A 20,660-nucleotide genomic window follows, 5' to 3' on the forward strand; every position below is an offset into this window, starting at 1 on the left:
TATTCGCCAGTCTCACTTGTGTAAAGGGAGCCTTATTTGCTAGAATTTAACACTTTACATTTAGCCATACAAATCCTAATTTATCTAACTAATCTTAACCCACAGACAAAATTAAAATACCTCTCTAAAAAGAGAGGTATTCATTGTAATACTAGCTTATTAAAGAACTATTTTATTATTTCTTTTTCTTTAGTTATTTTATTTTCTTAATTATTTTGTTTCTTCTTTTTCCTTAAAAGCGAAGAATCTTTGACCGATGTAGTTAAATGCTACGAATAGAACCATACCAACTAACATTGCAATATTGCTTTGGATTGTTTTGCTTTGACCTGATAGAATCCATAGTGTAAATGGCTTTGCAAGACCATAAGCTAGGAAGTAGCAAATAGCAATATTTAGTGAGAACTTTAGAATAGGCTTAATACCCTTTTCTTTGTTTTGGAAAGTAAAGTGCTTGTTTAGAATATAGCTGACAATACTACCGATTATGTAACCAAGTGCTGAGCTTACCCAATAACCGCCACTGCTAAATACAGAATCAAGGTCCTTAATTGGTGTGAAGTTGTAGAAAATAAACATTAGTCCGTTACCAACTACTGTGTTGAGAATACCGACTAAAATAAATTTCCAAAACTTAATGTCAAAAAATTGTTTGATAAAGTCTTTCATTAATCTTTTTTCCTCTTAGTTTCTTTTTCATCTTCATCAAAATTGGTGTGATGAATAATATAAATAGGTCTGTCTTTGGTTTCAATGAAAATTCTACCTAAATATTCACCAACGATACCAATAGAAAATTCCATAATACCACCCATAAATAGAGTTACCATTAAAATTGTGGCATAACCGGGAACATCGATGCCAAAAATCAAGGTTTGAATTATGGTAATTATAATATAAATCAATGCAATAAGAAAGATTACAATACCCATACCACTGATAAATCTAAGTGGTGCTACCGAAAAACTGGTAATACCGTCAAGGGCATATTTAAACAGTTTCCAGAAACTCCATGTGGTTTGTCCAAGTTCTCTGTCTATAGTTTTAAATGGTAGCCATTTAGTGTTGAAACCTACCCAGCTGAAAAGACCTTTGCTGAAACGCTGAGCCTCAGAAAGTTCAAGAATAGAATCAACCATCTGTCTTGTCATAATACGGTAGTCAACTGCACCGTAAGGCATTTTTGTTTCGGAAAGTGCATTTTGAATACGGAAAAACAGCTTTGAGAATGATTCTCTAAACTTGCTTTCACCTTCCCTTGCAGTTCTTCTTAATGCACAACAGTCATAACCGTTTTCTGTTACTTCCTTAATCATTTCAGGGAACATCTGTGGTGGATGTTGCAAATCGGCATCCATAACAATAACATAGTCACCACTAGTGTGCTGAAAACCTGCATACATAGCAGCCTCTTTGCCAAAATTTCTTGAGAATGAAATGTATTTAATGTTGTCAAATTGATTAGCAAGTTCTTTCATAATAAGGTAAGTCTTGTCCTTGCTACCGTCATTGACAAGTATATATCTAAATTTATGTTCAGGAATACCCTCTATAACTGAGTTGGTAACTTCTACAAAATGTCTAAGTCCTGCTTCTTCGTTATAACAAGGTACTACAATATCAATTAAACTCATAATAAGCCTCCTTTTCTCATTATATCAAAAGAAATATGAAAAGTCTATTAATATTAATAATATTCACAAAAAAATAATAAAACATACTTTACCTTGTAGCAAATAGATGGTACAATAAAATAGTATAAGTTAAAAAGAACTACTTCATAAATATGGAGGAAAAAGTATGTCTAAAAAAACAAAACAACTGATTGATACATCAAGAATGTATAGTCAGGCAAAAAAAGGACTGGGAAGATTTTTCAGCAACAATTCATTCGTAATTCTTGCCTTTGTCCTACCTTTCTTAATTATGTTGCTTAACTTTGCAATCAAGAGATTTGCACCATTTGGTGACCAACAGATCCTTGTTGTTGACCTTTGGCATCAGTACTATCCTTTTCTTGTAGATTTTCAGGATAAGATAATATCAGGTCAAAGTTTGTTACATTCATGGACTAACGGTATGGGTGGTAACTATCTTGCCCTACTTTCCTATTATGTAGCAAGTCCAATTAACTTCTTAACTGCATTTGTACCGGCAAGTTTCCTAAGAGAATTCTTGATGCTTTCTGTTTGTGTAGAAGTTGGTTGTGCAGGTGGCTTTACTGCTATCTTCCTAAAGAAAACTTTCCACAAAAACGGTTTACCACTGGTGTTCTTCTCAGTTGGTTACGGTTGTTGTGCATTCTTTATGGGTTACTATTGGAATGTTATTTGGCTAAATACAGTAGCTATGCTACCACTTGTAGCACTTGGTATGGTAATGCTATGGAGAGAAAACAAGTTCTGTCTATATACAATTTCCCTTGCCTTATCAGTAATTGCTAACTACTATGTAGGTCTGTTTGCTTGTATCTTTACATTCCTTTGCTTTATCGGTTATAGTATTATGTACTGGAATGGCTGGAAAGAATTTTTCAGCAGACTTGCAAGAACTGCAATTTTCTCTGTTATTGCTTTGATGATTACTGCATTTATTTCATTACCTGCATTTAACGGACTACAACTTACATATAGTACAAATAACAGTTGGCCTGACACAATCAGTACATATTATAATTGGTCAGAAATAATGTCACAGTCACTTGACTTTATTACACCATCAACTAAAGAAAACCTACCAAACATTGCTTGTGGTATGGCAGCATTATTCTTTGGTATTATGTTCTTAAGTGCAAGAAAAGTTACTTGGAGAGCAAAGGCTTTTTCAATCGGTTTACTTGCATTCCTTGTAGCAAGTTTCAATGTAAATGTACTTGACTATGTATGGCATGGTATGCACTTTACAAATATGATTCCTCATAGATTTGCTTACCTATTTAGCTTTGTACTTGTTGTTATGGCTTATAGAGCATATACACTTATTGAAAAGGCCAGAATTTGGGATGTGCTACTTGGATTTTTGGGAAGTTTACTTCTCTGTGTAATTTCTTCAACAATCCAAACAGGTACAGTAGTATGGGGTTCATTCCTACTAATCTGTATTCTAACAGTTGCAACCGGTCTGTATATCTTCAAGATTTATCCAAGAGTTGTACTTGATTTAGTTGTATTTACTTTGGTACTTGTAGAAATGTTTATTGCCGGCTACAAGGGTATTGAAGCAGTTACCTCAACAAGTACTGCTAACTATCCTGAAGGTGAAGCAGTTACTGTTGATGTTATCAGAGCAATGAACAACTTAGAAACAAACACAGTTGATATGTGGAGAGCTGAAATGACCAAGACTCAGACACTTAATGATGCAAGTCTTAACGGTTATAACGGTATTTCACAGTTCTCATCAATGAGTAATGTTTCTGTTACAAAGTTCCTTGAAGAATTTGGTTGCCAAGGCTGGCAAAGTGGTAATAGATATACTTATAGAGAAAGTACTCCTGTAACAAACCTTTTCTTAAATGTTAAGTATTTAATTTCAAGAGATGGTACATATTCAGCTACTGACTATATGTCACCGGCTTATACAAACAATAATGAAGTATTACTTAAAAATAATTACTACCTACCAATGGGTTTTGTAGGCAATAAAAATGCCACTAAATACACTCTGGAAACCAGAGACCCTGATGACTTTAGTGAACTAAATGCAATAGAGAAGCAAAATGAATTCTTTAGGGATATTACCGGTATCAACAAAGATGTATTTAGTGAAATAAAGATGACTAATGTTACATCAACTGCAAATGTTACATCATATCAGGTAAACAAGTATTATGAAGATTCAAGAATGGGTTATGACTATTCTATCAATACAAATGGTGCAAGTTCTGCTTCTAATATGGAATTTACTTATGATATTAATGAAGCCGGTAGTTACTATGTATATGGTGTTTACTACGGCACTTCACTTGAAACTCAGGCAATTAATATTAAGAAGAATGGTTCTTCTGTTAAGCAGGATGGGGATATTAGCCGACCATATATCCTTAATGCAGGTAACTTTGTTAAGGGTGACAAGCTAAGTGTTAGCCTTGATAACTTGCCAAATACTGCAACAGGTAACTTTGCTTTACATGTTGCAAAGATTAATGATGATGTATTTAAAGAAGGCTATAATAAGTTAGCACAAAATACTTTAAAGGCTACTAAGTGTACAGATACTCAGCTTAACGGTGTGTTAGAAAGCAACACAGATGGTCTATTCTATACTTCTATTGTATATGAAGATGGTTGGACTGTTAAGGTTGACGGTGAAAAGGTAGACACTAAGAAGGTGGGTGGTGCTTTACTTGCCTTTGATGTTACAAAGGGTAAACACAAGATTGAAATTAGTTACCTACCATCCGGTTACTTAGTAGGTACACTTGCAAGTATTCTTGGTATAATATTACTACTGGGATTTGCATTCCTTTACAGAAGTAAGCTAAAGAATACATTTATCTTTAAGTACAAGACTCATCCTAACGCAAACCCTGACAGATTTGATGATGAAGATGATGAAAATTTTACCGAAGAAAAATCTGATGAAGATACAGAAAAAAATGAAAACTATGTTAAGAAAGAACCATCAATAGTTACAAGACTTTTCTTTTCCATAATTTTTTCTGTAGTATATTTTGTTGTATGGCTAGGTAGCATTATTAAGAAAATGCAAATCCTTTGCAAAGAGGACTCTAACTATGCAGTGGATATTATTCTTTCATTTATAGTGCCATTTTACTTTGTTTATGTTATGTTTAAGTATGGCAAGAAGAAAGAAGAAATTGCTTCAACAAAGTCTCTAAAAGTGACAAGTGCTTTTAACCACCTATGCCTTGAATTAGGTGCAAGTTGTGGTTTGATGGTATCTATCTTTACCTTCTTAACCAGCCTTGTTAAGAACTATACAACATACAACAGTCAGGTACAGCAGAATAAGGATAGTGTAGCCGGTGGTGGTCAGGCCTCACCTATTACAGTTTCCCTGTTCCCAACAGGTGTTGCACTAACAATTATGATTTTCTGTATTGGCCTTTGGTTTGTACTTAGATTTGTAAATATGTATCTGTTTGAAAAAGATATTCAGCAAATCGGTAAACAAGTATTTTCTCTAAAGTCTAAGAAAAAGAGATAATTTGTTTCCGGGATTATTTGTAATCAGTTTAAAATTATTTTTTAAATAAAAATTATGAAAGCTAATGCGTGAGTAATTACGCATTAGCTTTTTCTTTATCTTAATAGTGTAATTTAACAACCTTATTTTCCCTACAAACACAACTAAAAAGGTAAAATTTAAAATATAATCAAGGGAAATTGTGATAATAAAAGTTTATTTTAAACTTGATGTAGAAATAAATTTTAATAACAGGTGTTTCCCTATACATATTTTATAAAATATTGTAAAGGATAATATTTTCATTGATATTGACCCTATATAATGTTATAATATACGGTGATGATATTGTGATTTATTATTATTTTCAAGGATATTTATTATGGAACAAAACAAAAAAATTGAAAAAGAAGATCAGAGTGCTTTTAGCATAAAAAAACAGATAATTTACATTGTTGTTTTTGTAGCACTAATTGCACTGACTTTCTATGCTATTGTTAGTCAAAATGAAAATTTAACACTAGAAGGTTTTTTGGATTACACTTTCAGCCTAAAGATTGGTTGGCTGATTGCAGCAGTAATGTGTGTATTTATGTTCATTCTGCTTGAAGGTTTAAGTATTAGATACATAGCAGCAAAGTTGGGATATAAACGAGGGTATTACCAAAGTTTTATTTACTCGGCAGCAGATATTTATTTCTCAGCAATTACACCATCAGCTTCCGGTGGACAACCTGCTTCAGCTTTCTTTATGGTAAAGGACAAAATTCCAATGTCAGTTACCACCATTACATTGATACTTAATGTTATGCAATATACTGCCTCATTGTCGGTAATTGCAGCAGCTTGTTTTATTTTAAGACCGGAATACTTCTTTATCTTTGATTCTTGGTCAAAGCTATTGATTATTTTAGGTATTGTTTTTCAGTTACTGTTGACAGTATTTTTTGCTTTACTTATTTTCTTCCCAAACATTATCAAAAAGAGTTGTGAGGGTGTTATTAACTTACTTTTCAGAATACATCTTTTGAGAAAGAGAAGAAGAAAGCTAAACAAGTTATATCAGATGATGGACGAATATCAGGAATGTGCAAAAATCATTAAGGAAAGCCCTGCAATGATTGGTGTTGCATTCTTGCTAAATCTACTTCAGAGAGTTTCTGTTGTGGCAGTTACTTATTGCGTTTATATGGGTAGTGGACAAACCGGTCACTCATTTATTGATATTATGACAGTTCAAGGATATGTGCTTATCGGTAGTAACAGTTTGCCTGTACCGGGTGCTGTTGGTATTGCCGACTACTTATTCTTTGACGGATTTAGAAACATATTTGCAGACCCTGCAAATGGAGAAATTCTAAGCAGAGGACTTTCATTCTATGTTTGTATTATAGTCTGTGGTGGACTTACTCTTGCCCATCACGCAAGATTTATTATTAAGAGTAAAAGGAAAAAGGGTGCTTAATATGCTAGGTTTTTATAATTATACTGTTATCCTTACATACCTTTCATTATGTTCAGCAGTAACAGGTATCTTTGTAGGTGTATCAGGAACAGGTCATCCGTTTATTGCTACAACTTGCCTTATGGTTTGTGGTTTTCTTGATGCATTTGACGGTATTGTTGCTCGTTCAAAGAAGGACAGAACTGAACAAGAAAAGAAGTTTGGTATTCAGATTGACTCATTAGTTGACCTTGTAGCCTTTGGTGTATTGCCTTGTGCTATCGGTTATTCTTGTTACACAAGTCACTATTTAAATTCATTTAGGCTAAGTGACAAGTGGCACTTTATGAAACCACTTGCTAACTGCAAAATTACAATTTTCTTTGTTGTATTTGCACTATTTGTTTTAGCAGCACTTATCAGACTGGCATACTTTAATGTTATGGAAGAGGAAAGACAGAACAAAACTGATGAAAAGCGTAAGTACTATCTTGGATTACCTGTTACATCATCTTGCTTAATCTTCCCAACAATTATGCTTATTCAGTATATCGTTGGCAAAGGATTTGACATTTCACCGTTTTATGTAGTTGCAATGCTAATTGTAGCATTCCTATATGTTAGCAAAATCAAAATCAAAAAACCGGGACTAAAGGTTATTATGATTATGGTTGCTATCGGTGCAGTTGAATTTGGATTTTTACTATTCTTTAGGTTTATGTATGGACACTAATAAAACAATTGATTTAAACAATTTAAAACAAGACAAGTCGTTAACATTCCTTTACAAAAACATTTTCGGCAGAATAATCTTAAAGGTGATTACTCTGCCTTTTGTTTCAGCAATTGTGGGAAAGTATATGAGCAGTTCCTTGTCAAAGGGTAGAATTGAGAAATTCATAACCCAAAACAATATTAATATGGATGAATATGAAAAGGCTGACTACAAGTCCTTTAATGAATTTTTCACAAGAAAAATTAAGGCAGAGAAAAGACCTTTTCCAACTGACAGAAGCTTATTTTTCTCACCATGTGACGGTAAGTTAAGTGCATATAAAATTAAAGATAACACTGTATTGCCGGTTAAGGGTAGCTATTATACAATTAATCATCTGCTATGTAATAGCAGACTTGCAAAAAAATACAGGGAAGGCTACTGCCTAGTATTTAGACTTGCAGTTGATGACTACCACAGATATGCATTTATTGATGATGGCATACAAGAAAAGTCTGTTAAAATCAAAGGAATACTACACACAGTTCAGCCTATTGCACTAAATATGTATCCTGTATTTGTGCAAAATAGCAGAGAATATGCAGTAATGCACACAGAAAACTTCGGAGATGTGGTTCAAGTTGAAGTTGGTGCATTGATGGTTGGCAAAATCAAGAACCACATTTCTTCCGGTAAAATAGAGAGATGTAAAGAAAAGGGAATGTTCCTTTTTGGTGGTTCAACAATCATTTTGCTATGTGATAAAGATGCAGTTGAGATTGATGAAACTTTCTTTACAAACACAAACAACAACAAAGAAACCATTGTAAAAATGGGACAAGTAATAGGTAAGAAAAGATGAATAGTTTTCCATATTTAGTGGCTTTTATAGTATGGATTTTACTTGGCATATTTTACATTCACATAAAACGTCAAAGCAAAATTATTAAGAAAAGTCAAGAAAATAACGCAACATATATAACACCAAAGGTTTACCTAAAATTACACTCAGACAAGGTGATTTCTTCTCTTTATAAGAAAGATAAGCTGATTGCTGATGATGTGTTGGAAGTATATGAAAATATTTTTACCACTCATTTTGTCACAATTTTCGGTATGATAACCTATAACCACATTACAGGAAAATTCAAAAAAGAAGAAAATAAAAATAAGTAAAAAAAGAGGTTGCATTAAGCAACCTCTAATTTTTTTAACTTTATTTAGAGCAAAAACTGACTATAATTATTTTAATATCAACTGATTTTTACAAATTTAAAGCCGTTTTGTTTTGCATATTTCTCACCGGCAGAACCTTTATAACCACGGATTGTAAAGCCTTTTACTTTAACATATTCTGGTTCGTAATACTCGCCATGACAGTAACCTAAAGAATTCTTACCAATTCTCTTTACTGTTTTAGGAATAGTTACAGTCTTAAGTTTTGGACAATCAACAAATTCATAAGCATAGATAGTTTTTACATTGCTAGGAATATAAATATAGTTAAGGTTCTTGCACTCACTAAATACATTGTTACCTTTAACTACAGGAACTTGTAAGGATTTTAGCTTATTAAGTTCAGAGAAAGCACCGTAGCCTATTGACAATTTTTTGTTTGAATTGATTGTCAATTTACTAACAGATTTACAACCGGCAAAAGCCATTCTGTTAATAGTAGTTATATTTATAGGAATGTTAATAGAAGAAAGTTTTTCACAATTCAAAAAAGCCATTTTTTCTATCTTTTTAACATTCTTAGAAAATGTTACTTTCTTTAAATATCTTTGATATGCAAAACTTAGTTCACCGATAGTATTAACTTTCTTAGGAATAGCAATTTGTGTTGTTTTTTTGCCATTTGGATAAGCAACTATCTTTGTTTTATTCTTGTTATAAAGAACACCATCCCTACTACTGAAATACTTATTATTTCTTGAAACCTTAAATTCTTTTAAGTTCCTATTGTTCAGGGTAGGTATTTCATCAAACTTTTTAAGGCTTTTTCCTACAGTTAAGGATTGTAATGTATCCGGAAATACACCTATTCCTATTGATTCAATGTGTGATGGAATGGTATAGTTTTTCAATGCTTTACAATCTTCAAAAAAGCAGTTTGGAATTTTTTTAATACCTTTTCCTATAGTAACTTTCTCTAATTTTTTAGCACCATATAAAGGTAACTGAACAAATTTCTTAACACTGTTAGGAAATAAAATAGACTTTACATTTCTATTGTAACGGAGAATATTATTGCCTATTTCCGTTACTGTATTGTTGTCCAATTTACTTGGTACAACAACTGTTGTATTTTTGCCAATATAAGCAGTAACTCTGGCTTTATTGCCACCCAATTTAATATATTCAAAGTTATTTGCTTTATAGATTGTTGCACCACTTGCAGTTGGTGAAATGGCTATGATAGATATAGCCATTACCAATGTTAACATTATAGCTAATAATTTTTTCATAAAATCACCCTCCTCTATTTGTTAACAACTTTACCGTTACTATCTACTTTTTTAGGGAAAGAAGTATAAATTTTCCATTCGTTCTCTTCTAAAATGTCCGAACTGTTTAATTTTTTTAATTTAATCAAAACACTCAGCTCGATTATATATTTTTTGATTGTATTAAACTATTTTCGCATTGGACTACCCTCTCACATAATTATTGTGTATTTCGCATAATAATTATAATATATTTACAATTAAACTAGTTATCTTTAATAAGAGAATAACATATAATGTTATAAAGTTCAATATTTTTGTTGTAAAAAATAGTAAACAAAATTTACTGTTCATATTTGGTTAAATTATACATATGATTACTGTAATTAAATAATATGCCTTCTATATATAACACAAATTACAGTTGCAAAAGGTTACATAATTTTTGAAGATTTTTATATTTGGTAATAATGCACAAAGAAAGGTGTCTATATATAGCAAAAACCCACTATGGAAATCCATAGTGGGTTAAATTTTACTTATTTAATAGAAGTTATATTACTATCTCCTATTACTTATCTTCCTTTGGTTCAGCAAGATATTCTAGGTGTTCAAACTTCTTAGCTGCAATTTCTTCAGCTTCTGTAAATAGCTTTTCAGCCTTTTCAGGGTTACTTCTCTGTAGAGCGTTGTAACGAACTTCGCCCATGATAAAGTCCTTATAAGGAATTGTAGGAGCCTTACAGTCAAGCATAAATGGATTCTTGCCTTCATGAGCTAGTCTTGGGTCATATCTGAAGATATTCCAATAACCTGCGTCAACAGCCTTCTTTTCTTCTAGCTGAGCAATACCCATACCACCCTTAATACCATGGTTGATACATGGAGCATAACAGATGATTAGTGATGGGCCGTTGTATGATTCAGCTTCCTTAAATGCCTTTAGACACTGAGCATAGTTAGCACCCATAGCTACCTGAGCAGTATATACATAACCATAGCTCATTGCAATAGCAGCAAGGTCTTTCTTCTTAGTTGTCTTACCACCGGCAGCAAACTGGGCAATAGCACCGATTGGAGATGCCTTAGATGCCTGACCACCTGTGTTAGAGTAAACTTCTGTATCAAATACAACAATGTTTACATTCTTGCCTGATGCGATAACATGGTCAAGACCACCGAAACCGATGTCGTAAGCCCAACCGTCACCACCGAAGATCCACATAGATTTCTTTGATAGAGAATCTTTTTCTGCAAGAGTCTTGTCGATAGTATCCTTTAGTTCACCATCAGCAGATGTAGCTTCAAGAGCAGAGATAAGAGCATCTGTAGCAACTCTTGACTTACCTGAGTCAGTAAGTGTAGCCTTGTATTCGCTGATAGCTTCCTTTAGAGCTTCATCAGCAGTTAATTCATTAATCTTGTCAACATAGCCAACTAGTCTATCCTTAATAGCCTTCTGACCTAATGTCATACCAAAACCAAATTCTGCGTTATCTTCAAATAGAGAGTTGTGCCATGCTGGGCCAAATCCCTTCTTGTTAACTGTATATGGAGTTGCAGGAGCAGAACCACCCCAGATTGAAGAACAACCTGTTGCATTAGCGATGAACATTCTGTCACCAAATAGCTGAGTAGCTAGCTTAGCATAAGGAGTTTCACCACAACCTGCACAAGCACCTGAGAATTCAAGTAGTGGCTGTTTGAACTGAGCACTCTTAACTGTCTTATCAGTAGCAATTTCAGGCTTATCGGAAGTCTTGATAGCATAATCAAATACTTCCTGCATAGGTCTCTGTGAGTCAATAGACTTCATTACAAGAGCCTTGTTGTCAGGTTTCTTGTTACCTAGACAAGACTGAACACAAGCACCACAACCTGTACAGTCAAGTGTTGAAATAGCCATAACGAACTTCATACCGTTAGCTGGCTTCATATCAGCAGACTTTGTCTGCTTTGGAGCATTTGCTAATTCTTCTTCTGTCATAGCAATTGGACGGATAACTGCGTGAGGACAAACCATTGAACAGATATTACACTGTACACAAGCTGTTGGGTTCCATTCAGGAACATCAACTGCAATGCCTCTCTTTTCATATGCAGCAGAACCCTGAGGAGCTTCACCGTCAACATAATCCATAAATGATGAAACAGGTAGCTTGTTACCCTTGTAAGCATTTACAGGGTTTAGGATACCGTTTACATACTTAACAACTTCTTCTCTGCCTTCTGTTACTGTGTGTTCAACAGAATCGTCAACACAATTTGACCATTCAGCAGGTACTTCAACCTTTACAAAGTTTTCCATACCCATATCAATAGCCTTATGGTTCATATCAACAATTGCCTGACCCTTCTTGCTATAAGACTTAGTAGCAGCATCCTTTAGATACTGTTTTGCATCTTCAGCAGGGATAATGTCAGCAATTTTGAAGAAAGCAGACTGTAGAATTGTGTTAATTCTTGTGCCTAGACCGATTTCTTTACCTAGCTTAATACCGTCGATTGTGTAGAAGTTAATGTGCTTATCAGCTAACTGCTTCTTCATCTTTGCAGGTAGTCTGTGGTCAAGCTCTTCACCGGACCATGGACAGTTAAGTAGGAATGAACCGCCTTCTTTTAGGTCTTCAACAATTTCATACTTGTCAACATATGATGGGTTGTGACAAGCAACAAAGTCAGCCTTTGAAATATAGTAAGTAGATTTGATTGGCTTATGACCAAATCTTAAGTGAGATACTGTTAAGCCACCGGATTTCTTTGAGTCATATGCAAAGTAACCTTGAGCGTACATATCAGTATGGTCACCGATAATCTTGATTGAGTTTTTATTAGCACCTACAGTACCGTCAGCACCAAGACCCCAGAACTTACAAGAAGTTGTACCTGCAGGAGTTGTGTCAGGGTTTTCAACGATAGGTAGTGATAGGTTTGTAACATCATCAACGATGCCGATTGTAAATCTCTTTTTAGGTGTAGCTGATTCAGCATTTCTGTAAACAGCAACAATGTCACCAGGTGTTGTATCCTTAGAACCTAGACCGTAACGACCTGTATAAACAGAAACATTAGCAAATTCTGATGCGTTAATAGCAGCAAGAACATCTAGGTATAGAGGTTCACCGATTGAACCCGGTTCCTTAGTTCTGTCAAGAACTGAAAGAGTCTTAACTGTCTTTGGTAGTTCTGATAGCATATAGTCAGCTACGAATGGTCTGTATAGATGAACCTTTAGTAGGCCAACCTTTTCACCTGCTGCATTTAGGTAATCAACAACTTCTTCAGTTGCGTCACAAACAGAACCCATTGCAACGATAACATGTTCTGCATCTTCAGCACCATAGTAGTTAAATGGCTTATAGTCAGTACCAAGCTTAGTGTTAACCTTGTTCATATATTCAACAACAACTTCAGGAATAGCGTCATAATACTTGTTACAAGCTTCTCTAGCCTGGAAGAAAATATCATCGTTCTGAGCAGTACCACGGATATGTGGATGTTCAGGATTTAGGGAACGCTTTCTGAAAGCTTCAACAGCATCCCAGTCTAGCATATCGCCTAGGTCTTCATAATCCCAATATTCAATCTTCTGAATTTCGTGAGATGTACGGAAACCATCAAAGAAATGTAGGAAAGGAACTCTGCCCTTAATAGCTGCTAGGTGAGCAACTGCTGCTAAATCCATAACTTCCTGTGGGTTGTTAGAACATAGCATTGCATAACCTGTCTGACGACAAGCATAAATATCAGAGTGGTCACCAAAGATTGATAGTGCGTGACTTGTTAATGCACGAGCTGATACATGGATAACTGATGGTAAAAGTTCACCGGCGATCTTGTACATATTAGGAATCATTAGTAGTAGACCCTGTGAAGCTGTATATGTTGTAGTTAAAGCACCGGCAGTTAGTGAACCGTGAACTGCACCGGCAGCACCACCTTCACTCTGCATTTCTGTAACCTGAACTTCTCTGCCGAATAGATTCTTTCTGCCAACAGTAGCATACTTATCTGTTTCATCAGCCATTACAGAAGATGGTGTGATTGGATAGATAGCTGCAACATCAGTAAAAGCATAGGAAACATGAGCTGCTGCACTATTACCATCCATGGTTTTCATTTTTCTTGCCATTGGATTTTTCCTCCTTAATATATATTGCTCCTCCAAAACCCTAACGGAGTAGCAAAAATCAACAAAATTATTAAAATACTCGATACCTATTGTATCAAGATTATACTATCACTTTTTTGGAAAAAAGTAAAGTAAAATAATAGATTTAATTTGACAAATATTAGATTTTTTTGTACACTCATATAATAGGAATAATTATGTAAATATTTCATCTAACTGAAAGGATTGATTTATAAATGCCAGAAGATTCGGGCAGTCCAAAAAGGTCTTTCTTAGAAAAAATTTTCAAAACAAAGTCTAAGGCTTTGGAAGAACAAAAGACAGAAGAAGAAATTCTCAGCCTTGTTGAAGAAGGTAGAGAAAAAGGCTACTTCAAGGACGAAACAGAAAATTTCATAAAAAATGTTTTTGATTTTGATGATACTACTGCATCGGAGATTATGACTCATCGTACAGAGATTACTGCTGTAGAGGATACTTTATCTTTAAAGGAAATTGTGGATATAGCAATTGAAAGTGGTCATTCTCGTATTCCGGTATATCATGAAGATATAGACAACATTGTTGGTATCCTTTATGTTAAGGACTTACTGAAATATGTATGTGAGGAAGTTCCTGAGGACTTTAAAATCACAGATTTAACAAGAACAGTTCCTTGTGTACCCAGAAGCAAGAACCTAAGTAGGCTTTTTGCTGAAATGACAAAGAAGAAAATTCAACTTGCAATTGTTGTTGATGAGTATGGTGGTACAGAGGGTATCATTTCTATTGAAGATTTGGTTGAGGATATTATGGGTAATATCCAAGACGAGTATGACAATGAGGATGAAGAAAGTCACAAGTTAAGTGAAAACAAGTTTACAGTTGACGGTGCAATGACACTTGATGATGTTAGTGAACTTATTGATTATGAATTTCCGGAAACCGACTGTGACACTATTGCCGGATTTATTCTTGAACATACAGGAAAAATCCCAACAGAAGGTGAACATCCTGTTGTATATGAAGGGGACTTAAAATTAACTGTTCTTCAAGTTGAGGAAAGAAGAATAGCTAAAATTTTAATAGAAAAGAACATTAATGAAAATAAGGGGTAACATTGAATGAAAACATTTTCAAAAAATGATACATTAGTCATTAGGGGCATAGCCATCACAATGCTAATGTTTCATCACAATTTTAGGTTAGAGTCTGTTTTTAAGGGAATGTCATTCAGCTTCTTTCCGTTTAGTCAAAGTTCAGTAGTTATTTTCTGTAATTTTCTAAAGATTTGTGTTGGTATATTTGCTTTCTTAAGTGCATACGGACTTACACTTTCTCTGAGAAAATATGACAACAATTCACTGCTAAACTCCAGACAGTATTCACATTTTATCAGCAACAAGCTATTAAATTTAATGTGGGGCTTTTGGTTCATTTTTATTTTGTCAGAAATTTTATGTGCAATAATTGCACCAAGCTACACAATGGATTATTTTGCTAACGGTGGAGTCAGAGGTATATTAAATATATTTATTGACTTCTTAGGACTTGCAAAACTTGTTGGTACTACCAGCCTAAACGGTACTTGGTGGTATATGTCACTGGCAATTATGATTATTCTTTTTGTTCCGTTTATGGTTAAACTTTGCAAGAAGTTCAATGCTTTTGCATCAATTGCTTTTCTAGTGATTATCCCAAGACTTATTTATGTGACAGTACCTTTACATTTAGGTCAAACATCAAATCTATTTAGATTTATGTTACCTACATTATTGGGTGTTTTAGCTGCACAAAACAACTGGCTTGCAAGATTAAAGTCCTTTACAATTACTAACAATAAGGTACTAAGCAAAATAATTAAGTTTGTTGTTTTAACAGCCGGTTTAGTTGTTCTGTATATTATTAGAATAAAGACTGACGGTAAGTATGCAAACTATATTTTTGAAATTCGTGATGGTCTGATTCCTGCATATGTGGTTTATTATTGCTATGAATTTATTACAGATATTCCACTGATTAAAAATGTTTTTGCACTTATCGGTAAACATTCACTAAACATTTTCTTGTTCCATACATTCATCAGATATCATTGGTTCCATGCATATACATATTCATTTAAACACTTTGTGCTTATTGCATTGGTACTATTGGCAGAGTCACTTGTGATTTCTATTGTACTTGAATTTATCAAGAAAATTACCCATTACAACAATCTTTGTGTTGTAATAAGAAACAAGATAAACAAGAGATTTTACAGTGATGTACAGATGAATACAAGCAAATAAATTTATGTTTCTAAGCACTCCTTATGGAGTGCTTTTCTTTTGTAATATTTTCCTCTACTTTAACATAACTATAACTTATATTTAATATTGAACATTTATAATAATGGAAAAGTGTTTTAGGAGATAGATTATGAAATTTTTTACATTACCTACAATTATAATTCTGTGTGAATTGTTGTGCGTAGTGTTGCTAATTATAATCTTGTATAATCTTAAGAAACACAATTTAGGGGATGAAAATATGAGTGAAAATGAAGTAGTAAAGAAGGACAATGCACTTGAAAAATTTTTCAACAAAAAATTATCCGGCAAGAAGAAATGCTACATTAACAGAGAACTTTCTTGGCTAAAATTTAACAAAAGAGTTTTGGAAGAAGCTGACGATAAAGAAAACCCATTATGTGAAAGACTGACTTTTCTATCAATCTTCCAGACAAACCTGGATGAATTCTTTATGGTTAGAATGGGTTCTCTCCACGATATGACCCTTTTGAAGAAAGAAATCAAAGAGAACAAAACCAAAATGACACCATCAGAACAGTTCTCGGCTTGTTTAAGTGATATTAGAGATACTTTACCTGTAAAAGAAAAGATATACTATTCTCTAATGCAAGAATGTTCAGAACAAGGTGTATCTTTACTTCACTTTGAACAGCTAACTGCTAACGAAAAGAAATACTTTAAGCAGTATTTTGCAATGGATGTTGAACCACTACTTTCAACAATTGTTGTAGGTAGGAAGCAGCCATTCCCATTCTGCAACAACAAAGAACTTTATGTTGTGGCAGAACTAAGAAAGAAAAGTGACAAGGCTAAGATTGGTATTATCCCTTGTAGCTTTAACCTAATGGAAAGACTTATTAAAGTACCTAACAGAGATGGTGCTTATATTTTAGGTGAAGAACTAATCCTTAACTTTGCATCAAAGGTATTTAAGAAATATGAAGTTCGCTCAAAGTCAATTATTCGTGTTACCAGAAATGCAGATATTGATGCTGACAGTATTGATGATGAAGAACTTGACTATCGTGAACATATGGCCGAAGTTATCAGACAAAGAAGAAAGCTATGTCCTATTAGACTGGAATCAACTAATACTCTAAGTGCTATTATGACAAAGTGGCTTTGTCAGCAACTTGACTTACCTACAGAACAAATCTTTGTTTCTTCTGTACCTTCTGATTTATCATTTGTATTTAAGATTCAGGATATGCTACGAAACAAAACTGAACTATTCTACAAAAAGAGAGTACCACAAACACCACTTGACTTTATTGGTGTTAAGAGAGTTGCTAAGGAAATTGAAAAGAAAGATTGCCTAATCTCTCTACCATATGAAAGCATCAATCCTTTCCTAAATTTACTAAGACAGTCAGCAGTTGACCCACAAGTTGTATCAATCAAGATGACTTTGTACAGACTTGCAAAGAACAGTAAAGTTGTAGAGGCATTAGTTGAAGCTGCTGAAAACGGTAAGCAAGTTGATGTACTTGTTGAACTAAAGGCGAGATTTGATGAAAAAAACAACATCGGTTGGTCAAGAAGATTGGAAGATGCGGGTTGTCATGTTATCTATGGTATTGACAACTTAAAGGTACACTCAAAGCTATGTTTAATTACAAGAAAGAGTAAAAAAGGCATTGAGTATATTACTCAAATCGGTACAGGTAACTACAATGAAAAAACTGCCAGACTATATACCGATTTACAGATTATCACATCTAACAGTGAAATCGGTATGGAAGCAAATCAAGTGTTCTCAGCACTATCGTTTGGTGAAGTTGTAGAGGAAACTAACCATCTAATGGTTGCACCAAAATGTTTACAGAATAAGGTTCTTGCACTAATTGATGATGAAATTGAAAAGGCTGGAACAGGTAGAGAAGCATACATTGGCTTAAAGCTAAATTCACTTACCGATAAAAAGATTATTGATAAGCTGATTGAAGCATCAAATGCCGGTGTAAAAATTGATATGGTTATTCGTGGTATCTGTTGTTTACAATCCGGTATTCCTGGTTATACTGATAATATAAGAATTATCAGCATTGTTGGCAGATTCTTGGAACACTCAAGAATTTACATTTTTGGTAAAGGTGAAGAAGAAAAAATGTTTATTTCTTCTGCTGACTTTATGACAAGAAATACTCTAAGAAGAGTTGAAGTAGCTGCTCCTATTTATGATGAAAAGATTAAGCATAGACTAAACCACTTCTTCAACACAATGCTTATAGATAACTGTAAAGCAAGAGTGCAGTGTGCTAACGGTGAATACGAAAAGGTAGTGAATGAGTTCCCTAAGACAAATTCACAGGAGCTATTCTATGAAGAAGCATACAACAATGTTGAATCAATTAAGGAAGAAAATGAAAACAGAAATCAGGAGGTATCCTTATGAGAGTTGGCTTATTAACTAGTGGTGGAGATTGTCAAGCACTTAACCCTACAATGAGAGGTGTTGTACTTACATTAAAGAACCTTGCGAAAAAGGTAGAAATCATTGGTTTTGCTAACGGTTATAAAGGACTTATCTATAACCACTACAGCATTGTGTCATCATCAGCTTTTGTAAATATTCTTAACCAAGGTGGTACAATCTTAGGTACATCAAGAGAACCTTTTAAACACATTACAGAACCTGATGAAAACGGTGTTGATAAAGTCAAAGCTATGGTAGAAAACTACAAGAAACTTGACTTGGACTGTCTTGTTGTGCTGGGGGGTAACGGTTCAATCAAAACTGCAAACCTACTTTTTGAAAAAGGTCTAAATGTTATTGCTTTACCTAAGACTATTGATAATGACATTTACGGTACAGACATTACCTTTGGTTTTGACAGTGCAATTAGTGTTGGCACTAATGTTATTGACAACATTAGAACAACTGCACAAAGCCACAAGAGAACCTTCATTGTTGAGCTTATGGGACACAAAGTTGGTTGGTTAGGTTTGTACTCAGCTATTGCCGGTGGTGCTGACATTGTACTAATTCCGGAAAAGCCATTTTCAATTAAACGAATTGCCGATGTAATCAATAATAACAAGAAAGGTTACACAATCATTGTTGCATCTGAGGGTGCAATGACTAAGGAAATGACTAAAATGCCTAAGAAAGACAGAAAGAAACTTCTTAGCAAAAACAACAATTCTATTGCAACCTATATTGCATCAGAACTTGAAAAGCTAGGCATTGTGGAAGTTAGAACCACTATTGCAGGACACACTCAGCGTGGTGGTGAACCAACACCTTATGACAGAATTTTATCCACAAGACTTGGTGCAAAAGGTGCTGAACTAATCATTAGCAAAAATTACGGCAACTTGGTTGTATTTAAAGATAATGAAATAAGCTACATTCCACTAAGTGAAACAGCCGGTAAACTAAAGGTAATTGATGACAATTCACCGATTATCAAAGAATGTGAAAACCTAGGAATTTCTTTTTGCGACTAATTTCCTTTACACAAAGAAACCCACCAATATGGTGGGTTGTTGCTATTTATAGGGCTTTCGGATACAATATTATTGAGGTGATGATATGGAATACATTACACTAAATAATCAAGTAACAATGCCGATTTTAGGACTAGGCACTTATCAATTGAAAGGTGAAAGTGGTATTGAAACAATCAAAAATGCCATTAACTTAGGTTATACTCTAATTGATACTGCACAAATGTATCAGAATGAAAGAGAAGTAGGCATTGCCATAAAAGAAAGTAATATTAATAGAGAAAATCTATTTATCACCACAAAAATATGTGCACCAAACACCACATACGAAGAAGCAGAAAAAGCTATTGACGTTTCACTAAAAAATTTACAAACAGACTATATAGATTTACTGCTAATTCACGAACCATATGATACATCAACTGAAATGTACAAAGCCTTTGAAAAAGCATATAAAAATGGCAAAATCAGAGCAATAGGCATTTCTAATTTTAATGAAAGTGAATATCTGGATTTTATAGATAAATGTGATATTATACCGGCAATAAACCAAGTTGAATGTCACATTCTGTATAATAAAAAAGAACTGCAAAATACTATGAAAAAGTATGGTACAGTCCTAATGGGTTATAGTCCTTTTGCACAAGGAAATGGCAATCTCTTTGTGGATAATGACATAATGAGTATAGGGAAGAAATATAACAAAACTTCTTCACAAGTTATGTTGCGATACCTAATCCAAAGAGGTATTCCTACAGTTCCTAAAGCATCATCAGTTGAAAGATTGAAAGAAAATCTTGATGTTTTCAACTTCACTCTAAATGATAATGATGTGCAAATCATCAATTCCAAAAACCAAAACAAATCCTTCTTCGGCTGGGATTGAGTTTTCAATTTTGTCTGTGGGTTGATAATTTATTCTGTAGGCAAAGGTGAGACTGATAAATTTGGGTTTTTCAATTTTGTTTGTGGGTAAAGGAAAATTTGCAAAATTGTCATAACTGTTATTATAACAATAGTGTGGCTAACAGGTGTAGGGGACATCATTGATGTC

14 protein-coding genes are annotated in these 20,660 nt (G+C 34.0%); 10 read left to right on the plus strand and 4 right to left on the minus strand.

What is annotated here, in order from left to right; translation table 11 throughout:
- Window positions 1-210: 210 nt before the first annotated feature.
- Both WMO18_RS08410 and WMO18_RS08415 read right to left on the minus strand, forming a co-directional pair.
- Window positions 211-669: a GtrA family protein gene (locus tag WMO18_RS08410; RefSeq protein WP_211147941.1), complete on the minus strand. Its 459-nt coding sequence runs from the start codon at window positions 667-669 to the stop codon at window positions 211-213.
- A complete protein-coding gene (locus WMO18_RS08415) occupies window positions 669-1,634 on the minus strand; it encodes a glycosyltransferase family 2 protein (protein ID WP_211147942.1) in 966 nt (321 codons plus the stop codon). The genes WMO18_RS08410 and WMO18_RS08415 overlap by 1 nt, the downstream gene beginning before the upstream one ends.
- A gap of 166 nt (window positions 1,635-1,800) precedes the next feature.
- Here WMO18_RS08415 and WMO18_RS08420 point away from each other — a divergent pair, with 166 nt between their 5' ends.
- The 5 genes from WMO18_RS08420 to WMO18_RS08440 all read left to right on the plus strand — a co-directional run bounded on the left by WMO18_RS08420 (window position 1,801) and on the right by WMO18_RS08440 (window position 8,483).
- Window positions 1,801-5,169, plus strand: coding sequence for a YfhO family protein (locus WMO18_RS08420; protein WP_211147943.1), 3,369 nt, complete (start codon window positions 1,801-1,803; stop codon window positions 5,167-5,169).
- A gap of 361 nt (window positions 5,170-5,530) precedes the next feature.
- Window positions 5,531-6,613 (plus strand): lysylphosphatidylglycerol synthase transmembrane domain-containing protein, encoded by a 1,083-nt coding sequence (locus WMO18_RS08425; protein WP_211147944.1) that lies wholly within the window; start codon window positions 5,531-5,533, stop codon window positions 6,611-6,613.
- A 1-nt stretch (window position 6,614) separates the two neighbouring features.
- On the plus strand, window positions 6,615-7,325 hold the full coding sequence (locus tag WMO18_RS08430) for a CDP-alcohol phosphatidyltransferase family protein (RefSeq protein ID WP_211147945.1): 711 nt from the start codon (window positions 6,615-6,617) through the stop codon (window positions 7,323-7,325).
- Window positions 7,315-8,169, plus strand: coding sequence for a phosphatidylserine decarboxylase (locus WMO18_RS08435; RefSeq protein WP_211147946.1), 855 nt, complete (start codon window positions 7,315-7,317; stop codon window positions 8,167-8,169). Before WMO18_RS08430 ends, WMO18_RS08435 begins: the two co-directional genes overlap by 11 nt.
- On the plus strand, window positions 8,166-8,483 hold the full coding sequence (locus tag WMO18_RS08440) for a hypothetical protein (protein ID WP_211147947.1): 318 nt from the start codon (window positions 8,166-8,168) through the stop codon (window positions 8,481-8,483). Before WMO18_RS08435 ends, WMO18_RS08440 begins: the two co-directional genes overlap by 4 nt.
- Before the next feature lie 77 nt (window positions 8,484-8,560).
- On the opposite strand, the gene WMO18_RS08445 is transcribed toward WMO18_RS08440, so the two are convergent.
- Window positions 8,561-9,775, minus strand: coding sequence for a leucine-rich repeat domain-containing protein (locus tag WMO18_RS08445; protein WP_329979768.1), 1,215 nt, complete (start codon window positions 9,773-9,775; stop codon window positions 8,561-8,563).
- 550 nt (window positions 9,776-10,325) lie between these two features.
- Complete coding sequence (gene nifJ, locus WMO18_RS08450; protein ID WP_211148368.1) at window positions 10,326-13,886, minus strand: pyruvate:ferredoxin (flavodoxin) oxidoreductase; 3,561 nt, start codon at window positions 13,884-13,886, stop codon at window positions 10,326-10,328.
- A gap of 236 nt (window positions 13,887-14,122) precedes the next feature.
- Here nifJ and WMO18_RS08455 point away from each other — a divergent pair, with 236 nt between their 5' ends.
- The 5 genes from WMO18_RS08455 to WMO18_RS08475 all read left to right on the plus strand — a co-directional run bounded on the left by WMO18_RS08455 (window position 14,123) and on the right by WMO18_RS08475 (window position 20,492).
- Complete coding sequence (locus WMO18_RS08455; protein WP_211148369.1) at window positions 14,123-14,983, plus strand: hemolysin family protein; 861 nt, start codon at window positions 14,123-14,125, stop codon at window positions 14,981-14,983.
- A 6-nt stretch (window positions 14,984-14,989) separates the two neighbouring features.
- Entirely contained in the window at window positions 14,990-16,153 is a 1,164-nt protein-coding gene (locus WMO18_RS08460; protein WP_367286542.1) for an acyltransferase family protein, read from the plus strand.
- 241 nt (window positions 16,154-16,394) lie between these two features.
- On the plus strand, window positions 16,395-18,551 hold the full coding sequence (gene ppk1 / locus WMO18_RS08465; protein ID WP_211148449.1) for a polyphosphate kinase 1: 2,157 nt from the start codon (window positions 16,395-16,397) through the stop codon (window positions 18,549-18,551).
- Entirely contained in the window at window positions 18,548-19,606 is a 1,059-nt protein-coding gene (locus tag WMO18_RS08470; protein ID WP_211148448.1) for a 6-phosphofructokinase, read from the plus strand. The genes ppk1 and WMO18_RS08470 overlap by 4 nt, the downstream gene beginning before the upstream one ends.
- Before the next feature lie 85 nt (window positions 19,607-19,691).
- Window positions 19,692-20,492, plus strand: coding sequence for an aldo/keto reductase (locus WMO18_RS08475; protein WP_211148447.1), 801 nt, complete (start codon window positions 19,692-19,694; stop codon window positions 20,490-20,492).
- Window positions 20,493-20,660: the final 168 nt, after the last annotated feature.

Origin of the sequence: Ruminococcoides intestinihominis, assembly GCF_040096285.1 — a bacterium.
GTDB lineage: Bacteria > Bacillota > Clostridia > Oscillospirales > Acutalibacteraceae > Ruminococcoides > Ruminococcoides intestinihominis.